At 66.4% G+C, this 21,215-nt stretch carries 20 protein-coding genes; 15 read left to right on the forward strand and 5 right to left on the reverse strand.

Annotated features, from left to right (window positions below; all coding sequences use genetic code 11):
• The first annotated feature begins 20 nt into the window (after positions 1-20).
• The 6 genes from trpB to BRO63_RS06950 all read left to right on the forward strand — a co-directional run bounded on the left by trpB (position 21) and on the right by BRO63_RS06950 (position 6,686).
• Positions 21-1,220 carry a tryptophan synthase subunit beta gene (gene trpB, locus BRO63_RS06925; protein WP_088139190.1) on the forward strand — a complete coding sequence of 400 codons (1,200 nt, stop codon included), beginning with the start codon at positions 21-23 and terminating at the stop codon, positions 1,218-1,220.
• A 10-nt stretch (positions 1,221-1,230) separates the two neighbouring features.
• On the forward strand, positions 1,231-2,094 hold the full coding sequence (gene trpA / locus BRO63_RS06930) for a tryptophan synthase subunit alpha (protein WP_088139030.1): 864 nt from the start codon (positions 1,231-1,233) through the stop codon (positions 2,092-2,094).
• Positions 2,095-2,129: 35 nt separating this feature from the next.
• Positions 2,130-3,005, forward strand: coding sequence for an acetyl-CoA carboxylase, carboxyltransferase subunit beta (gene accD, locus BRO63_RS06935; protein WP_054450581.1), 876 nt, complete (start codon positions 2,130-2,132; stop codon positions 3,003-3,005).
• Between the two features lie 235 nt (positions 3,006-3,240).
• The gene (locus BRO63_RS06940; protein ID WP_088139031.1) at positions 3,241-3,789 is read left to right on the forward strand and encodes an acyloxyacyl hydrolase; all 549 of its coding nucleotides are present in this window, start codon (positions 3,241-3,243) and stop codon (positions 3,787-3,789) included.
• 292 nt (positions 3,790-4,081) lie between these two features.
• The gene (locus tag BRO63_RS06945) at positions 4,082-5,089 is read left to right on the forward strand and encodes a Bug family tripartite tricarboxylate transporter substrate binding protein (RefSeq protein WP_088139032.1); all 1,008 of its coding nucleotides are present in this window, start codon (positions 4,082-4,084) and stop codon (positions 5,087-5,089) included.
• Positions 5,090-5,138: 49 nt separating this feature from the next.
• Positions 5,139-6,686, forward strand: coding sequence for a UxaA family hydrolase (locus BRO63_RS06950; protein ID WP_088139033.1), 1,548 nt, complete (start codon positions 5,139-5,141; stop codon positions 6,684-6,686).
• A 138-nt stretch (positions 6,687-6,824) separates the two neighbouring features.
• Here the strand turns inward: BRO63_RS06950 and BRO63_RS06955 are convergent, their stop codons facing one another.
• On the reverse strand, positions 6,825-7,760 hold the full coding sequence (locus BRO63_RS06955; RefSeq protein ID WP_088139034.1) for a dihydrodipicolinate synthase family protein: 936 nt from the start codon (positions 7,758-7,760) through the stop codon (positions 6,825-6,827).
• A 174-nt stretch (positions 7,761-7,934) separates the two neighbouring features.
• Between BRO63_RS06955 and BRO63_RS06960 the strand changes: the two genes are divergently transcribed.
• Entirely contained in the window at positions 7,935-8,831 is an 897-nt protein-coding gene (locus BRO63_RS06960; protein ID WP_088139035.1) for a LysR family transcriptional regulator, read from the forward strand.
• A gap of 143 nt (positions 8,832-8,974) precedes the next feature.
• On the opposite strand, the gene BRO63_RS06965 is transcribed toward BRO63_RS06960, so the two are convergent.
• Positions 8,975-12,010 carry an Rne/Rng family ribonuclease gene (locus BRO63_RS06965; protein ID WP_088139036.1) on the reverse strand — a complete coding sequence of 1,012 codons (3,036 nt, stop codon included), beginning with the start codon at positions 12,008-12,010 and terminating at the stop codon, positions 8,975-8,977.
• Between the two features lie 521 nt (positions 12,011-12,531).
• On the opposite strand from BRO63_RS06965, the gene BRO63_RS06970 reads away from it, so the two are divergent.
• The 4 genes from BRO63_RS06970 (at position 12,532) to msrQ (ending at position 15,943) form a co-directional block, all read left to right on the forward strand.
• Positions 12,532-13,494, forward strand: a complete 963-nt coding sequence (locus tag BRO63_RS06970) for an RluA family pseudouridine synthase (protein WP_179215048.1) — start codon at positions 12,532-12,534, stop codon at positions 13,492-13,494.
• Positions 13,495-13,496: 2 nt separating this feature from the next.
• Complete coding sequence (locus BRO63_RS06975) at positions 13,497-14,147, forward strand: HAD family hydrolase (protein WP_088139038.1); 651 nt, start codon at positions 13,497-13,499, stop codon at positions 14,145-14,147.
• A gap of 173 nt (positions 14,148-14,320) precedes the next feature.
• On the forward strand, positions 14,321-15,283 hold the full coding sequence (gene msrP / locus BRO63_RS06980) for a protein-methionine-sulfoxide reductase catalytic subunit MsrP (RefSeq protein ID WP_088139039.1): 963 nt from the start codon (positions 14,321-14,323) through the stop codon (positions 15,281-15,283).
• A gap of 9 nt (positions 15,284-15,292) precedes the next feature.
• Positions 15,293-15,943 (forward strand): protein-methionine-sulfoxide reductase heme-binding subunit MsrQ, encoded by a 651-nt coding sequence (msrQ, locus tag BRO63_RS06985; protein WP_088139040.1) that lies wholly within the window; start codon positions 15,293-15,295, stop codon positions 15,941-15,943.
• Positions 15,944-15,955: 12 nt separating this feature from the next.
• On the opposite strand, the gene BRO63_RS06990 is transcribed toward msrQ, so the two are convergent.
• The 3 genes from BRO63_RS06990 to BRO63_RS07000 are packed head-to-tail and all read right to left on the reverse strand — an operon-like array spanning position 15,956 to position 18,054.
• Positions 15,956-16,741 (reverse strand): N-acetylmuramoyl-L-alanine amidase, encoded by a 786-nt coding sequence (locus BRO63_RS06990; protein WP_088139041.1) that lies wholly within the window; start codon positions 16,739-16,741, stop codon positions 15,956-15,958.
• A 3-nt stretch (positions 16,742-16,744) separates the two neighbouring features.
• Complete coding sequence (locus tag BRO63_RS06995) at positions 16,745-17,455, reverse strand: SAM-dependent methyltransferase (RefSeq protein ID WP_088139042.1); 711 nt, start codon at positions 17,453-17,455, stop codon at positions 16,745-16,747.
• Entirely contained in the window at positions 17,452-18,054 is a 603-nt protein-coding gene (locus BRO63_RS07000; protein WP_088139043.1) for a Maf-like protein, read from the reverse strand. Before BRO63_RS07000 ends, BRO63_RS06995 begins: the two co-directional genes overlap by 4 nt.
• Positions 18,055-18,224: 170 nt before the next feature.
• On the opposite strand from BRO63_RS07000, the gene BRO63_RS07005 reads away from it, so the two are divergent.
• From BRO63_RS07005 to BRO63_RS07020, 4 genes are read left to right on the forward strand one after another with little or no spacing between them, the layout of a single operon-like run.
• Complete coding sequence (locus BRO63_RS07005) at positions 18,225-18,773, forward strand: YceD family protein (RefSeq protein ID WP_218824089.1); 549 nt, start codon at positions 18,225-18,227, stop codon at positions 18,771-18,773.
• A gap of 52 nt (positions 18,774-18,825) precedes the next feature.
• The gene (gene rpmF / locus BRO63_RS07010) at positions 18,826-19,008 is read left to right on the forward strand and encodes a 50S ribosomal protein L32 (protein WP_013392223.1); all 183 of its coding nucleotides are present in this window, start codon (positions 18,826-18,828) and stop codon (positions 19,006-19,008) included.
• 59 nt (positions 19,009-19,067) lie between these two features.
• Positions 19,068-20,135, forward strand: a complete 1,068-nt coding sequence (gene plsX / locus BRO63_RS07015; RefSeq protein WP_088139044.1) for a phosphate acyltransferase PlsX — start codon at positions 19,068-19,070, stop codon at positions 20,133-20,135.
• Positions 20,135-21,121 carry a beta-ketoacyl-ACP synthase III gene (locus BRO63_RS07020; protein WP_013392225.1) on the forward strand — a complete coding sequence of 329 codons (987 nt, stop codon included), beginning with the start codon at positions 20,135-20,137 and terminating at the stop codon, positions 21,119-21,121. The genes plsX and BRO63_RS07020 overlap by 1 nt, the downstream gene beginning before the upstream one ends.
• The last annotated feature ends 94 nt before the right edge of the window (positions 21,122-21,215 follow it).

Raw genomic sequence — 21,215 nt, forward strand, 5'->3', positions numbered from 1 at the left:
ATACCCGGGGGAGATGCTTGGTGAAACCTTACGACTTTCCGGATGCCCAGGGCCATTTCGGCCCTTACGGCGGTGTTTTCGTGGCGGAAACGCTGATGCACGCGCTCGACGAGCTGCGCGCGGCTTATGACCATTACCGTGTCGACCCCGCCTTCCAGGAAGAGTTCAACTATGAACTCAAGCATTTCGTGGGCCGTCCCAGCCCGGTCTACCATGCCCGCCGCTGGTCGGAAATGGTGGGTGGCGCCCAGATCTGGTTCAAGCGCGAAGACCTGAACCACACCGGCGCCCACAAGGTCAATAACTGCATCGGCCAGGCATTGCTGGCCAAGCGCATGGGCAAGCCCCGCGTCATCGCCGAAACCGGCGCCGGCCAGCACGGCGTGGCCACCGCCACGGTGGCGGCGCGCTACGGCATGGAATGCGTGGTCTACATGGGCAGCGAGGACGTCCGCCGCCAGGCCTCGAACGTCTACCGCATGAAGCTGCTGGGCGCGACCGTGGTGCCCGTGACCTCCGGTTCGCGCACCCTGAAGGACGCGCTGAACGAAGCCATGCGCGACTGGGTCACCAACATCGAGAACACGTTCTACATCATCGGCACGGTGGCGGGTCCCGACCCCTATCCCCGCATGGTGCGGGATTTCCAGACCGTCATCGGCAACGAATGCCTGACGCAAATGCCTGAGGCCGCCGGCCGCCAGCCCGACTACGTCGTGGCGGCGGTGGGCGGCGGCTCCAATGCCATGGGCATCTTCCATCCCTATATTCCCTACGAAAACGTGCGCCTGATCGGCGTCGAGGCGGCGGGCGAGGGCATGGACAGCGGCCGCCACGCCGCTTCCCTGGCCGCGGGCCAGGTGGGCGTGCTGCACGGCAACCGCACCTACGTCATGCAGGATGCCGACGGCCAGGTCCAGGAAACGCATTCGGTCTCCGCCGGCCTGGACTATCCCGGCGTGGGCCCGGAACACGCCTGGCTGAAGGACTCGGGCCGCGCCGAGTACGTCGGCATCACCGACGCGGAAGCCCTCAAGGCCTTCCATGATTGCTGCCGCATCGAAGGCATCATGCCCGCGCTGGAGTCGTCGCACGCCATCGCGCAAGCCGTGAAGATGGCGGCCACGCTGCCGCGCGACGCCGTCATCCTGGTCAATTTGTCGGGCCGTGGCGACAAAGACATGCATACCGTGGCCGAACAGGCCGGCATCGAGCTCTGAGGCCCTGTCCATGACCACTCGCACCGACCGCATTGCCGCCGCGTTTGCGCGTACCGCCGAATCCGGCCGCGCCGCGGCGCTGATCCCCTACATTGCCGCGGGCGATCCTTCGCCCGCCGCCACCGTTCCCCTGATGCATGCGCTGGTCGAGGCCGGCGCCGACGTCATCGAGCTGGGCGTGCCGTTCTCCGATCCCATGGCCGATGGCCCGGTGATCCAGCGTGCCGCCGACCGCGCCATCGCGCAGGGCGTGGGCCTGGCCCGCGTGCTGGAGCTGGTGGCCGAGTTCCGCCAGCGCGATGCCGCCACCCCGGTGGTGCTGATGGGCTACGCCAATCCCATCGAACGCATGGGCCAGGCCGAGTTCGCGCGTCGCGCCGAGCAAGCTGGCGTGGACGGCGTGCTGGTGGTGGACTATCCGCCCGAAGAAGTCGTCGAGTTCGCCGCCACGCTGGGCGAGCACGGCATTGCGCCGATCTTCCTGTTGGCGCCCACTTCCACGGAAGCGCGCATCAAGGCCGTCGCCGCGGTCGCCCGGGGTTACGTGTACTACGTGTCGCTCAAGGGCGTCACGGGTTCGGGCTCGCTCAATACCGATGACGTTGCCGAACGCCTGGCCGTGATCCGCCGCCACGTGCGCGACATTCCGGTAGGCGTGGGCTTCGGCATCCGCGACGCCGAGAGCGCGCAGCGCGTGGCGCGCGCGGCCGACGCCGTCGTGATCGGCAGCAAACTGATAGAAACCATGGAGCAGGCGGCGGCGAATGCCCCCGCAGCCCAGAAAACCGACGCCGCAGTCACCGCCGCCAGCGGCTGGCTGCGCACCATCCGGCAAGCGCTGGATCAAGTAAAACGAGCAAACGCGTCGGCCTGAGCGGCGGGCGTGACCTCATACGGGATGAATAATCAATGAGCTGGATCGAAAAACTCCTGCCTCCTCGCATCAACAAAACCAGCGAAAGCGGCCCCCGCCGCGTGCCCGAAGGCCTGTGGGTGAAATGCCCGTCGTGCGAATCGGTGCTGTACAGCGAAGACCTGGCAGCCAACCTGCACGTTTGCCCCAAGTGCGACCACCACATGCGCATCGGGGCCCGCGCCCGCATCGATTCGCTGCTGGATGTCGAGGGCCGCGTCGAGATCGGCCAGACCACGCGTTCGGTCGACACGCTGAAGTTCAAGGACACGCGCAAGTATCCCGAGCGCCTGCAGGAAGCGGTCAAGCAGACCGGCGAGACCGACGCCCTGGTGGTCATGAGCGGCTCGATCCGCGGCGTGTCCGCGACCCTGGCCTGCTTCGAGTTCGAATTCATGGGCGGTTCCATGGGTTCGGTGGTGGGCGAGCGCTTCGCGCGCGGCGCGCAGGCCGCGCTGGACAACAAGACGCCCTTCATCTGCGTGGCTGCCTCGGGCGGCGCGCGGATGCAGGAAAGCCTGCTGTCGCTGATGCAGATGGCCAAGACCAACGCCATGTTGACCCGCCTGTCGGCGGCCGGCCTGCCGTTCATCAGCGTGCTGACCGACCCGACCATGGGCGGCGTGTCGGCTAGCTTCGCCTTCATGGGTGACGTGGTCATCGCCGAGCCCAAGGCGCTGATCGGCTTTGCCGGTCCGCGCGTGATCGAACAGACCGTGCGCGAAAAGCTGCCGGAAGGCTTCCAGCGCGCCGAGTTCCTGCTGCAGAAGGGCGCCATCGACATGGTCGTGGACCGCCGCCAGCTGCGCGAGGAAATCGCCCGCCTGCTGGCCCTGCTGACCAATCAGCCGGCGGACGTGGTCACGGCTTGATTTTGCCCGGCCAGCGCCATCCCCAGGCGCACCGGGTGCTTAGTGGCAACAATGCCGCCGGCAGCTTCAGGCTTTCGGCGGCATTGTTTTGCATGGGCCCGCGCCCGCCAGTGAGGTATGTTTCGCGGAACAGTGTTTTCCACCCGCGATGTTGCCTGCGTGCGACAAACGGGGAGCCGTCCGGCCCGGATTTTGCTATGTTGCGTACTAGGTTTGAAATCTACGGAGTTTTCCAATGCAGTTGACCAAGAAGAAGATGCTTACCGGCCTTGTGGGGCTTGCCCTGGCTGCAACCGCGTCGCTGGCAAGCGCCCAATCGTCCGAGGGCACCCAGGGCGGCGTCAGCGTGCATTACGGCATTGGAGACCACTATCAGCGCCTGACGATCAACTACGAAACGGCCTCGGTCTGGACCTACCAGTTCGGCGGCAACTGGGGCCGCCTGGACCTGACGCCTGAACTCGGCGCGTCGTACTGGAAGGCGAATGGCTCGCGTTCCCCGGGCCATGTCTGGCAGCTCAACGCCATCCCGATGTTCCGCTGGTGGACCGGCGAGCGCTTCTACATTGAAGCGGGTATCGGCGCCACGCTCTTCTCCAGCACGCGTTTCGCCGACGAGAACATCAGCACGGCCTTCCAGTTTGGCGACCACATCGGCATGGGCTTTCTCGTGACGCCGAACAATCGCATCGGCCTGCGCTATTCCCACTTTTCGAACGCCAGCATCAAGCGCCCGAACCCGGGCCTGGACGTGGTGCAGCTGACCTACACCTACCAGTTCTGATTCCGCCGCGCATGCGCGCGTGGCGCGGCCCCAAGGGCGCGCCGCACAGACAGATCCACCCTCAGGGGTGGATTTTTTTTGGGCGGCCGCGCTGCGTTCGGGAGGGTTCTATCCAACACATCAAAAATATTATGTTCTGACGCTGCGTACGCATACTTGTTGGTAGGGAGTGCAATCGCCAGAATGCTCTGGCACTGCACTACACACAACGAGCCGCCGCGCGGCTCCGATTCCCGGCACGCATGACCACGCCCGGGAAGGAGGCGCGACGATGGCATACGGAGACCAACGCATGAACATCCCCTGTACGCCCGCGCGTCCCCTGGCGCGCATGACCGCCGCCCTGGGCCTGGCCCTCGCATTTTCCTGCGGCTCGTCCGCCGTCATGGCCGAGACGTTTCCGAACAAGCCGCTGCGCATGGTCGTGGGCTTTGCTCCCGGGGGCGGCGCGGACATCGTGGCGCGCCTGGTCGGCGCCAAGATGGCTGAAAGCCTGGGACAGCAGGTGGTGGTCGAAAACCGGGCCGGCGCCACCGGCACCATCGCCGCCGACAACGTTGCCCGTTCGCCTGCCGACGGCTATTCGTTGTTCCTGGGCTCGCAATCCACGATGGTGGTGGCGCCTTCGCTGTTCCCGTCCTTGCCGTTCAAGCCCGAGCAAGACTTCGCGCCTGTCTCGCAGGTGGTAACCATGCCCCTGATCCTGGTGGTCAATCCGGCCCTGGTGAGCGCCAAGACCGTGCAGGAACTGACTGAACAGATCCGCAAGGCCGGCGATGGCGCGATGAGCTACGCCTCGTCGGGCCAGGGCGGTCCGCAGCACATCGCCGGCGAGCTGTACGCGCACATGGTGGGCACCAAGGTGACCCATGTGCCGTACAAGGGCGAATCGGCGGCCATGGCCGACGTGCTGGGCGGACATGTGCCGTACATGTTCGCCAATCTGCCCGTGGCCTTGCCGTACATCGCATCGGGCAAGGTCCGGCCGCTGGCCATCACCAGCCTGAAGCGCGACCCCAAGGCCCCGCAGATTCCGACCCTGGCCGAGTCCGGCTTCAAGGACTTCGAGGTGTCGACCTGGTATGGCGTGTTTGCGCCGGCCAACACGCCCAAGCCCGTGGTGGGCAAGCTTTCTGATTCCATCCGCGCCGCCCTGCAGCAGAGCGACATGCAGGCCAAGCTCAGCGAGCAGGGATTCACGGTGGTGGGCAGCGACTCCGATACCTTCACGCGCTTCGTGGGCTCGGAGCTGCCGCGCTGGTCGGTGCTGATCCGCGACATCGGCATCAAGCCCGAATAGCGGGTCCGCCCGCCGCCAGGCGCTACCTTCATTCCTACGAGACCAAGACATGATCGATCTAACCGAAAAACGCGCTGCCGGCCCCGTCATCCGCCTGCACTCCGCGGACAACGTGGTGGTGGCGCGCGTGCCCATCGGCATAGGCGCGGCCGTGCCTTCCGAGGGCATCGTCAGCCGCAGCCAGATTCCGGCCGGCCACAAGATCGCGGCGCGCGACCTGCGCGCCGGCGAGCCCATCCTCAAGTACAACGTCTGCATCGGCTTTGCGGCAAGCGACATTCCAGCCGGCACTTATGTCCATTCGCACAACATGGACTTCCAGGAGTTCGACCGCGACTACGCGCATGCCCGCGATTACGTGGCGACGCCGGTCCTGCCCGAGTCCGAGCAGGCGCGTTTTCTCGGCATCGTGCGCGCCAACGGGCAGGTCGCCACGCGCAACTACATAGGCGTGATGGCGACGGTCAATTGTTCGGCGACGGTGGTGCACCGCATTGCCGAAGCCTTCACGCCGCAGTTGATGGCCGCCTATCCCAATGTGGATGGCGTGGTGGCGCTGAGCCATGGCATGGGCTGCGGCATGGAAATGTCCGGCGAGCCCATGGACCTGTTGCGCCGGACGATGGGCGGCTACGCCTGTCACGCCAACTTCGCCGCGGTGCTGATCGTCGGGCTGGGCTGCGAACGCAACCAGCTCGACGCCTTGCTCAAGGACCAGGGCCTGGAGGCGGGCGCGCGGCTGAAGACTTTCATCATGCAGGAGACCGGGGGCACGCGCAAAACCATCGAGGCGGGCATCGCCGCGGTGCAGGCTCTGCTGCCCGAGGCCAATCAGGTCGAACGCGTGCCGGTGCCGGCGAGCCACCTGACAGTCGGGCTGCAATGCGGTGGCTCCGACGGCTTTTCCTCCATCACCGCCAATCCGGCGTTGGGGGCAGCCATGGATATCCTGGTGCGCCACGGCGGCACCGCCATCCTGTCCGAAACCCCGGAGATCTACGGCGTGGAGCACACGCTGACGTCGCGCGCCCGCAACCGCGAGGTTGGCGAGAAGCTGGTGCAGCGCATCCGCTGGTGGAAGGAAGAGTATTCGCCGGGGCGCGACGTGCAGATCAACGGCAAGGTCAGCCCGGGCAACCAGATGGGCGGATTGGCCAACATCTTCGAGAAATCGCTGGGCTCCTCGATGAAGGGCGGCACCACCGCGCTGATGGAGGTCTACCGCTACGCGGAGCCGGTGCGCCAGCCGGGCATGGTGTTCATGGATACGCCCGGCTTCGATCCAGTGTCCGCGACCGGACAGATCGCCGGCGGGGCCAACATGATCTGTTTCACCACCGGGCGCGGTTCGATGTTCGGCGCCAAGCCGGTGCCTTCGATCAAGCTGGCGACCAATACACCAATGTACGAAAGGCTGACGGAAGACATGGACGTCAATTGCGGCGACATCCTGGACGGCACCGCGACCTTGCAGGAAGTGGCGCAGCGCATCTTCGAGGAAATCCTGCTGGTGGCTTCCGGCACCCGCAGCAAGAGCGAGCTCCTGGGGCTGGGCGATCACGAGTTCGTGCCCTGGAACATCGGCGTGGTGAGCTGAGGCGCGCCGCCGCATAAACCAGAAAACGCCCCGGCGCACGGTCCTGGATGGCCGTGCGCCGGGGCTTTTTTTCTCGCCGCGGATGTGCCGCTGCGTTGTGCGATCCCGTAGGCGGCGGTGCGCCCGCGGGACTTGGGATCAATTGTCCGCCAGCGTTTCCGCACCCGGCATATCGAAGCCGTTGTCGTCCAGGGCGGCCTGCAAGGCGGTGCGCTGTTCGGCGTTCAGTTCCACCAGCGGCGGGCGCACCGTCGCCCAGGCGGGGTCGCCGGACTTCCAGGCAATGGCGGCCTTCATCGCGGGGATCATGGGGAATTTTCCGAACACGTTGCGGGTCGCGTTCAGTCCGGCCTGGCGGGCGTCGGCGTCGGCTTCCTGCCAGCGCTGTTGCAGCGCGACGATGGGGCCCGGGTTGACGTTGCCAGTGGCGGTGATGCAGCCCACGCCGCCCGCGCGCAGCGTCTGCAGCAGGAACGCCTCGCTGCCCGCGTAGACCCGGAAGCCGCGTGGCGCGAAACGTTCGATCATGGCCGCCGTGTTGTTCCAGTCTCCGCCACTGTCCTTCACGCCCGCGACCTGGCCGGGGTAACGGTCCAACAGGCGGTCGATCAGGTCCAGGCTCAGGGGCACCTGGCTGACGGGCGGGATGTGATACAGGTACATGCGCAGCCGGTCGTCGCCCACGCCCTCGATCAGTTCCGCGTAGTAGCGGAACAGGCCCTCGTCGCTCACGCCCTTGTAGTAGAAGGGCGGCAGGACCAGCACGCCCATGCTGCCGCTGCGCACGGCGTGGCGGGTCAGCTCGATCGCGTCGGGCAGCGCGCAGGCGCCTGTGCCGGGCATCAGCGCGGACGGCTCCACGCCGGCTTCCAGCAGCGCGTCCAGCAGGCTGCGTTTTTCCGACAGGGCGAGCGAGTTGGCTTCCGAATTGGTGCCGAAAATGGCCAGGCCGACGGATTGTTCGCGCAACCAGCGGCAGTGCTTCACGTAGCGCCCCAGGGCCGGGCGATAGGCGGCGTCGAACGGCGTCAGGACCGGAGAAAAAACGCCGGGAATGCTGGCTTGGGTGCTCATTGTCTCTACTCGTTTTCTGGTGAATGAAAAAGGTGCGCAGGAATGCGCAGCGGCAACGTCTGATTCTGGCACCGAAGCGGCCGATGAACATCTGCTGTTTAATTGCTTCAATCCATAAAATTGTTGTGGTTTGCCCTGGCTCAAACCATGCATGCAGAGAAAAGGGGGGACGCCTTGGATACGCGATATGTGCAGAGTTTCGTGTCGGTGGTCGAATGTGGATCGCTGGCGGAGGCGGCGCGCCGGCTGGACTTGACTCCCGCCGCCATCGCGGCGCGGGTGCGCACCCTGGAGGAGGAGCTGGGCGCCATCCTCATCAAGCGCGTCGGCCGCAGCGTCAAGGCCACCGAAGCGGGCCTGAAGGTGCTGGAGCGGGCCCGCAGCGTGCTGCGCGAAGTGCGTGACCTGCGCGCCAGCGCCAGCGACGACGCGCCGCTGGGCGAACTGCGCCTGGGCGTGTCGGTGTCGGCACTGACGGGCATCATGCCCACCGTGCTGGCGCGCCTGTACCGGCGCCTGCCCAAGCTGGCCGTCTTCGTCGAGCCGGGCACGTCCAATCACCTGTATCACCGGGTGATCAACGGCGACCTGGACGCGGCCTTCATCGTCAAGCCGCAGTTCAACCTGTCCAAGGGCTACGCCTGGAAATTGGTGGCGGAAGAGCCGCTGGTGGTGCTGGCGCCGCCCGATACCGCGAGCAATGACGCCCACGAGCTGATGAGCACGCAGCCTTTCATACGCTATGACCGCAACGTCTGGGGCGGGCGCCTGGCGGACCAGTATCTGCGCCAGCACGGCATCGTGCCGCGCGAACGCCTGGAGGTCGACGGCCTGATGGGCATCGCCTGCATGGTGTCGGAAGGGTTGGGCGTGTCGCTGGTGCCCGATTGGGCGCCGGATTGGCTGGACAGCCGGCGGGTCAAGCGAGTGCCGCTGCCCGGGCGCGCGCCGCTGCGCTGCATGGGGATCATCTGGGCCCGGCACATGCCGCATTCGGCGCTGGCGGAAGCGTTCGTCGAAGAGGCCGGCCTGGCCTTGAACCTGCCCGCGGAACCGATAGAGGGCGAGTGAGCGGGGGGCGCGCGGCCGCCGCGGACCGCGCCGGGCGCCGTTGCGCTACGGACCCGCCATGAAAAACACCCCGGAAGCTGGATCGGTATCCAGCGTCCGGGGTGCGGTGTGCTGCCAGTCCCAAGCCCTTGCGGGCCTGTGGCTTAGTGGCGCGTTTCGACCTGAACCAGCGGTTCGTTGGAAACGGGCGCGACCGGCTTGCGCTCGCGGCCCAGGCGGACCGGCGTGTGCGCCGCGGCAATGCGCAGCTGGGTCTGGGCATGGCGGTCCGGATCGGTTTCCACCCACTGCAGGCCAGCGGCATTCACCACGTCGTGCAGGGCCTGGGCCTTGGCCGACGGGGCGGCAGCCGGCACCACGATGGGCTGGCTGGCGGCGGGCGCCGGAGCAGCTGCTTCCTGCGCGGCAGGCGCGGGGGCGGGGGCAACCACGGGCTCGACGGCGGCGGCTTCCACCGGCGCCGGTTCGGACGCTGTGGGGGCGGAAACCTCGCTCGCGGCCTGCACGGAAACCGGCTGGGTCACTTCCACGGCAGCCGTTTGCACGGGCTGCGCCACGGGTTCGACGGCTTGCGCGGCTTCGGCTTGGACGGGTTCAGCCGGTTGGGCTTCGACCGGGGCGGCGGCGACCTTGACGGGTTCAACCGGCGCGGCTTCGGCCTGCTGGACTTGCGCCGGAGCGGGGGCGGCAGCGGCTTCGACCTGCTGGGCCTGGGCCACGGGTTCCACGGCTTGCGCGGCGGTCACGGCGGGCTGGGCAGCGGCTTCTTCCGATTGCTCGGCGCCGTCATCATCGGCGCCATCGTCCAGTTGCTCGTCGCTACCGGCCAGACCGGCTTCGTCCGGGCTGCGGCGGCCACGGCGGCTGCGGCGGCGGCGGCGCTTGCGTTCCGGGTCGGCCGCGCCTTCGGCGCCTTCCACGGCAGGCACGCCATCGGCGGTCTGTTCGACAGCCTCGGCGGTCTCGGCCACCATCAGAGTGGCTTCAGGGGTGGGCTTGGTCTCGGGCAAGGCGGTGGCGACCGTCTGGGCCAGCGCGGCGACCATGCTTTCCTGTTCGCTCATCGGGGCGTCGGACTGGCCTTCCTCGCGACGGTTGCGGCCACGGCCGCGGCGGCGGTTACGGCCGGCGCCGCTGTCCTCGCCGCCGGCTTCCACGGCTTGCTCGGGGCGGTTGGACGCCAAGGCCGCTTGCGTGGCCTGGGTGTCGCGTTCGCCACGGTTGTGGCGTTCGCCGCGTTCCTGGCGCTCGCCCTCGGGGCGGCGGTTGCCGCGCACGTGGTGGCGGCCGCCTTCGCCGGCCTCGGCGCCTTCGCCGCGCGACTCACCGCGGCGGTTGCGGTTGCGGTCCGAACCATGGCGTTCGCCACGGCGTTCCTGGCCGTCATGGCCGCTGCGGCCTTTGCCGCGGCCGGAGCTGGCGCGCTTGGCGCTGTCTTCCTGGGCAGCGGGAGCGGGCTTGGCCGCTTCGGAACTGCCGCCCAGCCAGCCGAACAGGCGCTTGAACAGGCCGCCCAGGCCGCCGGTGGCTGCCGGGGCGGGAGCCGGCGCGGGGGCGGGCGTCGAAACCGGAGCAGGCTGCGAGGGCGTGATGCCCTTGACCAGGGCTTCCGGACGCGACTTAATCTCGTGCTCGCGCGGCTGCCAGGGGGCGTCCGTGGCCGGGGCTTCGACCAGTTCGAAACTGGTCTTCAGCTCTTCCAGGCGCGGATCGTCGTGGCGCAGGCGCTCGATGTGGTGGTGCGGTGTTTCCAGATGCTTGTTGGGGATCAGCATCAGGTTGACCTTGAGGCGGGCTTCCATCTTGGTGATGTCGGCGCGCTTTTCGTTCAGCAGGTAGGTGGCAACGTCGACCGGCACTTGGGCGTGCACGGCGGCGGTGTTTTCCTTCATGGCCTCTTCCTGCAGCAGGCGCAGCACGTGCAGGGCGCTGGACTCGGCGTCGCGGATCACGCCGGTGCCGTTGCAGCGCGGGCAGGTGATGTGCGAGCCTTCGTTCAGGGCCGGGCGCAGGCGCTGGCGCGACAGCTCCATCAGGCCGAAGCGCGAAATCTTGCCCATCTGGACGCGGGCGCGGTCGAAGTGGAGGGCGTCACGCAGGCGCTGTTCGACGGCGCGCTGGTTCTTGCTGTCCTCCATGTCGATGAAGTCGATGACGATCAGGCCGCCCAGGTCGCGCAGGCGCAACTGGCGGGCCACTTCGTCGGCCGCTTCCGAGTTGGTGCGCAGCGCGGTTTCCTCGATGTCGGCGCCGCGCGTGGAGCGGGCCGAGTTGACGTCCACGGAAACCAGGGCTTCGGTGTGGTCGATGACGATGGCGCCGCCCGAGGGCAGCGTGACCGTGCGCGAGTACGCCGTTTCGATCTGGTGTTCGATCTGGAAACGGGAGAAGAGGGGGATATCGTCGCGGTAGCGTTTGACGCGCTGGACGTTGTCCGGCATCACCACGCTCATGAAGGCCGTGGCCTGGTCGGCGATCTCGTCGGTATCGATGAGGATCTCGCCGATTTCCGGGGAGAAGTAATCGCGGATGGCCCGGATGACCAGGCTGGATTCCAGGTAGATCAGGATGGGCGCGGAGTTGTCGCGCGCAGCGCCGTCGATGGCCGTCCAGAGCTGCAACAGATAGGACAGGTCCCACTGGAGTTCTTCGACGTTGCGGCCGATGCCGGCGGTGCGGGCAATGATGCTCATGCCCTGGGGCAGATCGAGCTGCTCCATGGTGTCGCGCAGTTCCTGGCGGTCCTCGCCCTCGACACGGCGCGAAACGCCGCCGCCGCGGGGGTTGTTGGGCATCAGGACCAGGTAGCGGCCGGCCAGCGAGATGAACGTGGTCAGGGCAGCGCCCTTGTTGCCGCGTTCTTCCTTTTCGACCTGGACGATCAGTTCCTGGCCTTCGCGCAGGGCGTCCTGGATACGGGCGCTACGGACGTCCACGCCTTCCTTGAAGAAGCTGCGGGCAACTTCCTTGAAGGGCAGGAACCCGTGGCGGTCTTCGCCGTAGTTGACGAAGCAAGCTTCGAGGCCGGGTTCGATCCGGGTGATGACACCTTTGTAGATGTTGCCTTTGCGTTGTTCGCGGCCGGCAGTCTCGATGTCAAGGTCGATGAGTTTTTGCCCATCGACGATAGCGACGCGTAATTCTTCCTGATGCGTCGCATTGAACAGCATGCGCTTCATGAGAGGGGTTCTCCGTTGTCATGACGCGCCGATATCGGCGCGTGACCTCGGGTCACTCGGGCTGCGGCTGAAGCGGGCAAGAAATGCGGACCGTACCTGGGCGGCGCCCAGGCGTATCCGCCGCGGGTCAGGCGGGCACGTCGAGCCGTGGGGCTCGGGGTTCTGTCAGCAGGAGGGTCAGCTTCACTGAATGTGGTTTGACGGAAAAGTGCTGTGAACGGCAGTTGCGGTCGGATTGGTTGCCCACGCGCAGCTGGTGCTTTAAATATGCGACGATTCTTGCGGTGCTTCAGAGCCGCTTGCGGCATGCAACGGACCTGCTGGGACAGCGGGCAAAATGAATGCCACACCACTATCCGGCAGGGCGCGGTTGCGCCGGCGACCAAATGACCCCGGGGGTTGAATGAGCAGGCAGTACAATGGCGGCCCGCGCGCTCGACGGAGTTGCGTACGTTGCATCTCTACGTCAGGCGGCTAGTTCAGCCCCTTTAGGCTGTCCCGATTATATGTCGCTTTCCGCAATGCGCAAAGAAACTTCCTCCTCCATTCCCCTCTCTAAAGCTCCCCCCGCCGTCCGCATGGTGGAGGTCGATGCCGAGCAGGCCGGCCAGCGCCTGGACAACTTCCTGGCCAGGCTGTGCAAGGGCGTCCCCAAAACGCACATCTACAAGGCCATCCGTGGCGGCGAGGTGCGGATAAACAAGGGACGGACTTCCGCCGACTACCGGGTCGCGGAAGGCGATGTCGTTCGCGTTCCGCCACTGCGGCTGCCGGACCCGGGCAAGCCGCGTCCGGTTCCGGGCGCCGAATTCCCGGTGGTGTTCGAGGACGAGGCCTTGCTGGTGGTGGACAAGCCCGCCGGCGTGGCGGTCCACGGCGGCAGCGGCGTGTCCTTCGGCGTGATCGAGCAATTGCGGGCCGCCCGCCCCGGCGCCAAGTTCCTGGAGCTGGTCCATCGCCTGGACCGGGAGACCTCGGGCCTCTTGATGGTGGCCAAGAAGCGCAGCGCCTTGCTGGCGCTGCACGCCATGCTGCGCGAAGGAAAAGGGGACAAGCACTACCTGGCCCTGGTCGAGGGCGATTGGGTCAACGACCGCCAGCACATCAAGCTGGGCCTGTCCAAATGGACCACCCAGTCCGGCGAGCGCCGGGTCAAGGTGGATCCGGACGGCCAGTCGGCGCATACCATCGTCACGCTCAAGCAGCGGTTTGGTGGCTATAGTCTGGTCGACGCCGAATTGCGTACCGGGCGTACCCACCAAATCCGGGTGCACCTGGCCGCCAGCGGCTTTCCCATCGTGGGCGACGACAAGTACGGCCACGACGAGGTGCGCGCGCAGTTCTCGCGCATGGGCTTCGGCAGGATGTTCCTGCACGCCCACCAATTGACCCTGGCTCACCCGGTGACGGGCGAGCCTTTGACGCTTACCGCCGAGCTGCCCCCCGCCTGCCGGCAAATACTGAAAAAATTGGAGTCGGTCTGATCATGTCGTATTCGCTGGTCGTTTTTGACTGGGATGGCACCCTGATGGATTCCACGCACAGCATCGTGGCGGCCATCCAGGGCGCTTGCCGCGACCTGGAACTGGCGGTGCCCTCGGCGTCCGACGCCAGCTGGGTGATAGGTCTGTCCCTGGAAAGCGCCCTGCGCCGCGCGGTGCCGGAACTGACGCAGGCGATGCTGCCGCGCTTCCTGGAGCGCTACCGTACCCACTACCTGCTGCGCGACCCGGAATTGCGCCTATTCGAGGGCGTGCAGGAACTGCTGGGCGAATTGGCGGGGCAGAACGTGCGCCTGGCCGTCGCCACCGGCAAGAGCCGCGTGGGCCTGACCCGCGCGCTGGCCGCGACCGGCCTGGGGCCGCTGTTCGACGCCACCCGCACCGCCGACGAAACCTTCAGCAAGCCGCATCCGGCGATGCTGCACGAGCTCATGCAGGAACTGGACGTGGATCCGGACCGCGTGGTGATGGTCGGCGATACCTCCCACGACTTGCAGATGGCGATCAATGCCGGCGTGCACGGCCTGGGCGTGACCTATGGCGCCCATACCCTGAAGGAACTGGAAGGTTGTTCGCCCCAGGCGGTGCTCGACAGCGTGCCGAAGTTGCGCGAGTGGCTGCTGCCGCGCGTCTGACCATTCGGGCTCCGGGATGCTCCGGGTGCGCGTGCGGAACGCCTTTCGCGCCTGCGGGTCTATAGGAAATACCCGCAAGCGCCGGCCGCCGCGGAATATCATGGGGCCGCGCGGCGTCCATGGCTTGCGCAGGGCGCGCCCATGATCCTGCGGCCGCCACACCGGAGACCATGATGTTGATAAGCAAGCCCGACGATATTCTTCCGTCAGAGATCACCTCCGAGACCGTCTGGCGCTCGCGCCGCGAACTGATGTTGCGCGCCGGGATGGCTGCGGCGGCCGCGGGCCTGCCGGGGTGGGCCATGCGCAGCGCGCATGCCCAGGAGGCCGGCGCCCTGCCGGGCAAGGCCAACGCGGCCTTGAGCGTCATGGACAAGCAGACCTCGCTGGCCGACGTCACGTCCTACAACAATTACTACGAATTCGGCCTGGACAAGGGCGATCCAGCCGCCAATGCGGGCAAGTTGCAGACTCGTCCCTGGAGCGTGAGCGTCGAGGGCGAAGTCGGCAAGCCCCGCACTTTCTCCATCGAAGAGCTGCTCAAGCTGGCGCCCATGGAAGACCGCGTCTACCGGCTGCGTTGCGTCGAGGGCTGGTCCATGGTGATTCCCTGGGTCGGCTATTCGCTGTCGACGCTGCTCAAGCAGGTCGAGCCCACGGGCAATGCCAAGTATGTGGAATTCGTGACCGCCGTGCAGCGCGAAAACATGCCGGGTGTGCGCGCCGCGGTCCTGGAGTGGCCTTATGTGGAAGGGCTGCGCATCGACGAGGCCATGAATTCCCTGGCCATGCTGGTGTTCGGCGTCTACGGCCGCGTGCTGCCGAACCAGAACGGCGCGCCGCTCAGGCTGGCGGTGCCCTGGAAGTACGGCTTCAAGTCCGCCAAGTCCCTGGTGAAGATCCGCCTGGTCGAAAAGCCGCCCGTGTCGTCCTGGATCAAGGCCGCGCCGCAGGAGTACGGTTTTTACGCCAATGTGAATCCCGACGTGCCCCATCCGCGCTGGAGCCAGGCCACGGAGCGCCGCATCGGCGAGGACGGCCTGTTCTCGCCCAAGCGCAAGACCTTGATGTTCAACGGTTATGCCGAACAGGTGGCGTCGCTCTATCAGGGCATGGACCTGAAGGCGAACTACTGAGGCGGTTTTATGCCTGACGGCACTCCGCAGGCGGCTCCGGCCGCGCCGCCGCGCAAGACCCAGCTTTCCGCCAAGGCGGTGGGGCGTTTCAAGCCGTTCCTGTTCCTGCTGGGGCTGGCGCCTTTTGCGCGCTGGATCTGGCTGGGCGTGAACAACGGGCTGACGGCGAATCCCGTCGAGTTCCTGACGCGGTCATCCGGCACCTGGACCCTGGTCTGCTTGCTGGTGACGCTGGCCATCACGCCGCTGCGCCGCCTGACAGGCCAGCCCGCCCTGGTGCGCCTGCGCCGCATGTGCGGGCTGTTCGCGTTTTTCTACGGTTCCATGCACTTCATGGCCTGGGTCTGGTGGGACCGCGGCTTCGATCCCTTGGGCATGCTGCGCGACATCGGCGAGCGTCCCTTCATCACGGCGGGATTCGCGGCCTTCCTGCTCATGGCGGCATTGGCGGCCACTTCCACGCAATGGGCCATGCGCAAGCTGGGCAAGCGCTGGCAGACCTTGCATCGCGCCGTCTACGCCATAGGCTTGCTGGCGGTGCTGCATTATTGGTGGCACAAGGCCGGCAAGAACGATCTGGCGCAACCCGCGATGTACGCCGCCGTGCTGGCCCTGTTGCTGGGCTGGCGGCTGTTCGCCTGGTTGCGCGGCCGGCGCTAGGGCTGTTCGCGCCTACAGCATCGCCAGCATGATGGCGGCGGTCTCCGCATCCGGCTGGCCGTCGTACAGCGCCGGCCGGTAGTGCATCTGGAATGCCGCCAGTGCGCCGATCGTGGCCGGGTCCAGCGTTCCGTCCTGCGGGCACGCGTAGCCCAGCCGCGCCAGTTGCTTCTGGAACCACGCCACGTCGGGGACGCCCTGGGCCTGCAGGCGTGCGAGGTGCGCGGCGGCGCCGGTTTCGTCATACCAACGTCCTATCCCAGCCTCGGCCAGCATTTTCCAAGGGAAAAGAGGGCCGGGGTCCACCTTGCGTTGCGGCGCGATGTCGCTGTGGCCGACGATGTTTTCGGGCGCAATGCCGTGCCGCTGCGCAATATCGCGTAGCAGTATGGTCAAGGCGCGCAATTGCCTGTCGTCATAGGGGTGCCAGACGGGCTTGCCGTCGGGGCCCTCGGTCCAGCCCGGATTGACGATTTCTATGCCGATGGACGTGCTGTTCATGGCGATGTTGCCATACCAGGAGCTGGCGCCCGCGTGCCAGGCGGCGCGGTTCTCGTCGACCAGCCGGTAGACGCGTCCGGAGTCGTACACCAGGTAATGGGAGCTGACCTTGCCCTTGGAGAGCAATTCCATCGAGCGGGCGTCGTCGACGCTGGTGTAGTGCAGCACGATGCTGCGCACGCGGCTGGCCTGGCTGACGGCGGTGATGGATGTATCCAGGTCCAGGCCGGCGGGGCCACGCGCGGCGCATCCGGCAAGAATGGCCGCGGCAAGCGGCGCAAGAAGCAGACGGCGCATGGTTCAGCGCGCCAGGAAGAGGAACAGCGTCGGCAGCTTGTCGAGCTGGGGCGCGGGCTGCTTCTTCCAGTCGGCCACGCTGCGGGTGACGATCCATTCGTCGGCGGTCGTGACCGAACGGGCCACGCACAGCTTGGTGTCGCCCTTCAGGCTGGCCAGCAGCGTGGCGAACATGGCGGCGTTGCGGTAGGGGGTCTCGATCAGCAACTGCGTCTGGTTGTGCTTGGCCGAGTGCTGTTCCCAGGCGCGCAACTGCTTGGCGCGTTCCGCCGGGTCCACCGGCGCATAGCCGTGGAAGGCGAAGCGCTGGCCGTCCAGGCCGCTGGCCATCAGGCCCAAGAGGATGGAAGAGGGGCCGACCCAGGGCTTTACCGCGATGCCCAGGCGGTGGGCGGCGTCGGCGACCTTGGCCCCCGGATCCGCGACCGCGGGGCAGCCGGCCTCGGAAACCAGGCCGATTTCCGCGCCCTTGAGCGCTGGCTCCAGCCAGGCTTTGATCTGGGCGGCGTCGACCTTGTCGCTCAGGGTATGGATGGTGATTTCCTGCAGCGGCCGGGTGGTGCCGATCAGCTTGAGGAAGGCGCGGGCGGTCTTGGCGTTTTCGGCGATATAGGTATCCAGCCGGCCCGCCAGGGCGCGGACCTCGGCGGGCAGCCAGCGCTCGGGCGCGGCTTCGCCCAGGCCGACCGGAATCAGGTGCAGCGCGCCGCTCATGCGGACGCCCCGGGAGCGTCCAGCGGATCCAGGCCGAACCGCGCCAGCATGCCGGTCAGCGCGATCAGCGGCAGGCCGATGATCGCGGTGGGGTCGTCGCTCTGGATGCTTTCCATCAGCGCGATGCCCAGGCTTTCCGCCTTGGCGCTGCCTGCGGTATCGTAGGGTTCTTCGGCGCGCAGATAGGCCTCGATGGCGCGGTCCGACAATTTGCGGAAATGGCAGCGCGTGACGATGTCGGCTTTTTCCACCCGCTGGCCGTCCGTGACCGCCAGGGCGCTATGGAATTCCACGATTTGACCCGATAGGGCCTGCAATTGCGCCAAGGCGCGCGGAAAATCCCCCGGTTTGCCGATGGGTTGTCCATCCACGGTGGCCACCTGATCCGAGCCGATCACGATGCTGCCGGGGTGGCTGGCCGCGACCGCCATGGCCTTGGCCACGGACAGGCGTAGCGCCAGGGCTGCCGGGGTTTCGCCGGACTGTGGCGTTTCGTCTACATCGGGGGAAATCGCCGTGAAGGGCAGGCGCAGGCGGGACAGCAGTTCTTTGCGGTAACGCGAGCTGGACGCGAGGATCAGGCTGGGCTTTGAAGGCATGCGATATTTGACGTTGATACGTAAGTCACAGTATTATCTAACGTTTTGCGGGATTTTTGCATGAATAGGGCGTGTGTCTTGAAAGACGAGATACGCAACCAGGCTCGTGCAGGCCCCGCGAATGCAAAGGACTGAACATCAAGCGCATCGATGCATACGCATTTGCCCAGATGGGCAAGGAAGCGCAAGGAACCATACCTCTTGTGCGGCTTACGCGCGCGGTTGAAGGGCTACCCGAACAACCGCAGGGCGATGCCGGGCTTGTGACATGGTCCGTGCGCGGCGAAATGGGCAAATCCGGCCTCATGCTTGGCCGGCCGCTACTGCATGTCCACGTGCAGGCGAACCCGGTGCTGGTGTGCCAGCGGTGCAATGAGCCGTTCGTATATCCGATCGACAGCGAAGTCCTTTTGCAGCTGGTCAAGTCCGAAGCCGATCTCGACGATGGCGCTTCCTATGGGGAGTCGTCAGGCGAGGACGACGAGGACGAAGAAGGAAATGGTTTTGTGTCCAACCTGCCTGAAAAGGTGGTGGGTTCGCATCATTTTGATCTGCTGGCCCAGATCGAAGATGAGCTCATTCTGAGCGTTCCGTATGTGCCCAAGCATGATGTATGCCCGGGCGCGCTGGCCAAGGTCAGTGAAGCTCCTCCCGAGGAGCCCGCTGTCAAGCGTCCGTCGCCGTTTGCGGTGCTGGAACAACTGAAGCACAAAGATTGAGATCAACATCGGGCCGCATCGCGTACAATGCGCCCCGTTTCTAGGAGTCATCATGGCCGTTCAACAAAACAAGAAGTCCCCGTCCAAGCGCGGTATGCACCGCTCGCACGATTTTCTGGTGAACCCGCCGACGGCGATCGAACCCAACACGGGCGAAGCGCATCTGCGTCACCACATCAGCCCCAACGGCTTCTACCGCGGCCGCAAGGTCCTGAAGACCAAGGCCGACGAATAAGGCCCCCGGGCCGAACTCGTACTCGGACCATTTCGGCTGAGCGCTGATACCTGGCACCCGTGATACGCATCGCCATAGACTGTATGGGCGGAGACTTCGGTCTGCCCGTCACGATTCCGGCTGCGATCGAGTTCGCCCGGCAATTTCCGGATACCCGGCTATTGCTGGTCGGGCTTCCCGACGCTATTGAAGCGGCGCTCTCCGAGCACCGCGGCGTGGCGCGAGATCGCATTGAAATCGTGGCGGCTTCCGAAGTCGTCACCATGGACGACCCGGTCGAGGTCGCCCTGCGCCGTAAAAAAGACTCCTCCATGCGCCTGGCCGCCCAGTCCGTCAAGGACGGGCGCGCAGACGCCTGCGTTTCCGCGGGCAATACCGGCGCGTGGATGGCCATTTCACGCTATGTGCTCAAGACGCTGGACGGCATAGACCGGCCCGCGATCGCCACGTCCATTCCGAACCAGACAGGCCGCGCCACCACGGTGCTGGACCTGGGCGCGAATGTGGACTGCACGGCAGAGCACCTGCTTCAATTCGCCATCATGGGCGCCGCGCTGTCGCAGGCGGTCGACCATCGCGAGCGCCCCTCCGTGGGTCTGCTCAACATCGGCGAAGAAGTCATCAAGGGCAACGAAGTCGTCAAGGAAGCCGCCGAGCTTCTGCGCGGCAGCCCGCTCAACTTCTACGGCAACGTGGAAGGCGATGACATATTCAAGGGCACGGTCGACGTCGTCGTCTGCGACGGTTTCGTCGGCAACGTCGTGCTCAAGTCCGTCGAAGGGCTGGCGAAGATGTTGTCCAGCGTCATTCGCGAAGAGTTCAAACGCAATCTGATCACGCTGCTGGCTGGCGCGGTGGCCAAGCCGGTGCTCAACCGCCTGCGCACCCGCGTCGACAACCGGCGCTATAACGGCGCCGCGTTGCTGGGCCTGCGCGGCGTGGTCATCAAGAGCCATGGCTCCGCGGACGTCTACGCCTATGGTTTTGCGTTGCAGCGCGCCCGCGAAGCCGTAGTGAGTAAACTGCTGGAGCGCACCGCTGAGACGGTCGCTCAGATTACCAAGCGCGTTCAATCTGGCGAGGGCCCCTCGGTGCCGTCGCCAAACGTGGCTGGGGACACCGCTTGATGGATACCGCAATGAAATATTCCGTGATCGCGGGCACCGGCAGCTTCCTGCCGGAACGCGTGGTTTCGAATGACGAACTGGCGGCGGAGCTGGCGACGCGCGACATCGCCACTTCCGACGAGTGGATCGTCGAGCGCACCGGCATCCGCCAGCGCCATCTGGCCGAGCGCGGCGTCACGACCAGCCAGCTGGCCACCGAGGCTTCGCGCCGCGCGCTGGCCGACGCCGGCGTGGACGCTTCCGAGGTCGACCTGATCGTCCTGGCCACGTCGACCCCCGACTTCGTGTTTCCGAGCACCGCCTGCATCGTGCAAGCCAACCTCGGCGCCAAGGGCTCGGCGGCATTCGACGTGCAGGCCGTGTGCAGCGGCTTCGTCTACGCCATGACCACCGCCGACAGCTTCATCCGCGCCGGCCGCGCCCGTTGCGCGCTGGTCATTGGCGCTGAGGTCTTCTCGCGCATCCTGGACTGGAACGACCGCGGCACTTGCGTGCTGTTCGGCGATGGCGCCGGCGCCGTGGTGCTCAAGGCTTCCGACAAGCCGGGCATCCTGGCCGCGCAACTGCATGCCGACGGCAGCCAGGCCAAGATCCTGAACGCCGCGGGCAACGTCGCCTACGGTGACGTGACCGGTGATCCGTTCCTGCGCATGGACGGGCAGGCCGTGTTCAAGCAGGCCGTCACCGTGCTGGACCGTTCCGCGCGCGACACCTGCGCCGAAGCGGGCGTGGAGATCGCCGACGTCGATTGGCTGATCCCGCACCAGGCCAACGTGCGCATCCTGAATTTCCTGGCGCGCAAGCTTGCCGTGCCGGTCGAGAAGGTCGTCGTCACCGTCGACAGCCACGCCAATACCTCCGCGGCCAGCGTGCCGCTGGCCCTGGACGCCGCGCGCCGCGATGGCCGCGTCAAGCCGGGGCAGCTGATCCTGATGCAAGGCGTGGGCGGCGGATTCACCTGGGGCTCGGTACTGGCCCGCATGTAAAGGCGCGCTCTGGCGCGGCGTGGCGCATGTGCCACGGCCGCCGGAACGATGTGCCTGACATTCCACACAGACACTGAATCAATCCATACGGTCA

It is taken from the genome of Achromobacter xylosoxidans, assembly GCF_002192695.1.
Taxonomy (GTDB): Bacteria; Pseudomonadota; Gammaproteobacteria; order Burkholderiales; family Burkholderiaceae_B; genus Achromobacter; species Achromobacter xylosoxidans_C.

Bases quoted from the DNA above. Each gene is read 5' to 3' on its own strand.
- trpA (WP_088139030.1), top strand. From the start codon at position 1,231: ATGACCACTCGCACCGACCGCATTGCCGCCGCGTTTGCGCGTACCGCC.
- accD (WP_054450581.1), top strand. From the start codon at position 2,130: ATGAGCTGGATCGAAAAACTCCTGCCTCCTCGCATCAACAAAACCAGC.
- BRO63_RS06940 (WP_088139031.1), top strand. From the start codon at position 3,241: ATGCAGTTGACCAAGAAGAAGATGCTTACCGGCCTTGTGGGGCTTGCC.
- BRO63_RS06945 (WP_088139032.1), top strand. From the start codon at position 4,082: ATGAACATCCCCTGTACGCCCGCGCGTCCCCTGGCGCGCATGACCGCC.
- BRO63_RS06950 (WP_088139033.1), top strand. From the start codon at position 5,139: ATGATCGATCTAACCGAAAAACGCGCTGCCGGCCCCGTCATCCGCCTG.
- BRO63_RS06955 (WP_088139034.1), bottom strand. From the start codon at position 7,760: ATGAGCACCCAAGCCAGCATTCCCGGCGTTTTTTCTCCGGTCCTGACG.
- BRO63_RS06965 (WP_088139036.1), bottom strand. From the start codon at position 12,010: ATGAAGCGCATGCTGTTCAATGCGACGCATCAGGAAGAATTACGCGTC.
- BRO63_RS06970 (WP_179215048.1), top strand. From the start codon at position 12,532: ATGCGCAAAGAAACTTCCTCCTCCATTCCCCTCTCTAAAGCTCCCCCC.
- BRO63_RS06975 (WP_088139038.1), top strand. From the start codon at position 13,497: ATGTCGTATTCGCTGGTCGTTTTTGACTGGGATGGCACCCTGATGGAT.
- msrP (WP_088139039.1), top strand. From the start codon at position 14,321: ATGTTGATAAGCAAGCCCGACGATATTCTTCCGTCAGAGATCACCTCC.
- msrQ (WP_088139040.1), top strand. From the start codon at position 15,293: ATGCCTGACGGCACTCCGCAGGCGGCTCCGGCCGCGCCGCCGCGCAAG.
- BRO63_RS06990 (WP_088139041.1), bottom strand. From the start codon at position 16,741: ATGCGCCGTCTGCTTCTTGCGCCGCTTGCCGCGGCCATTCTTGCCGGA.
- BRO63_RS06995 (WP_088139042.1), bottom strand. From the start codon at position 17,455: ATGAGCGGCGCGCTGCACCTGATTCCGGTCGGCCTGGGCGAAGCCGCG.
- BRO63_RS07000 (WP_088139043.1), bottom strand. From the start codon at position 18,054: ATGCCTTCAAAGCCCAGCCTGATCCTCGCGTCCAGCTCGCGTTACCGC.
- BRO63_RS07005 (WP_218824089.1), top strand. From the start codon at position 18,225: ATGGGCAAGGAAGCGCAAGGAACCATACCTCTTGTGCGGCTTACGCGC.
- rpmF (WP_013392223.1), top strand. From the start codon at position 18,826: ATGGCCGTTCAACAAAACAAGAAGTCCCCGTCCAAGCGCGGTATGCAC.
- BRO63_RS07020 (WP_013392225.1), top strand. From the start codon at position 20,135: ATGGATACCGCAATGAAATATTCCGTGATCGCGGGCACCGGCAGCTTC.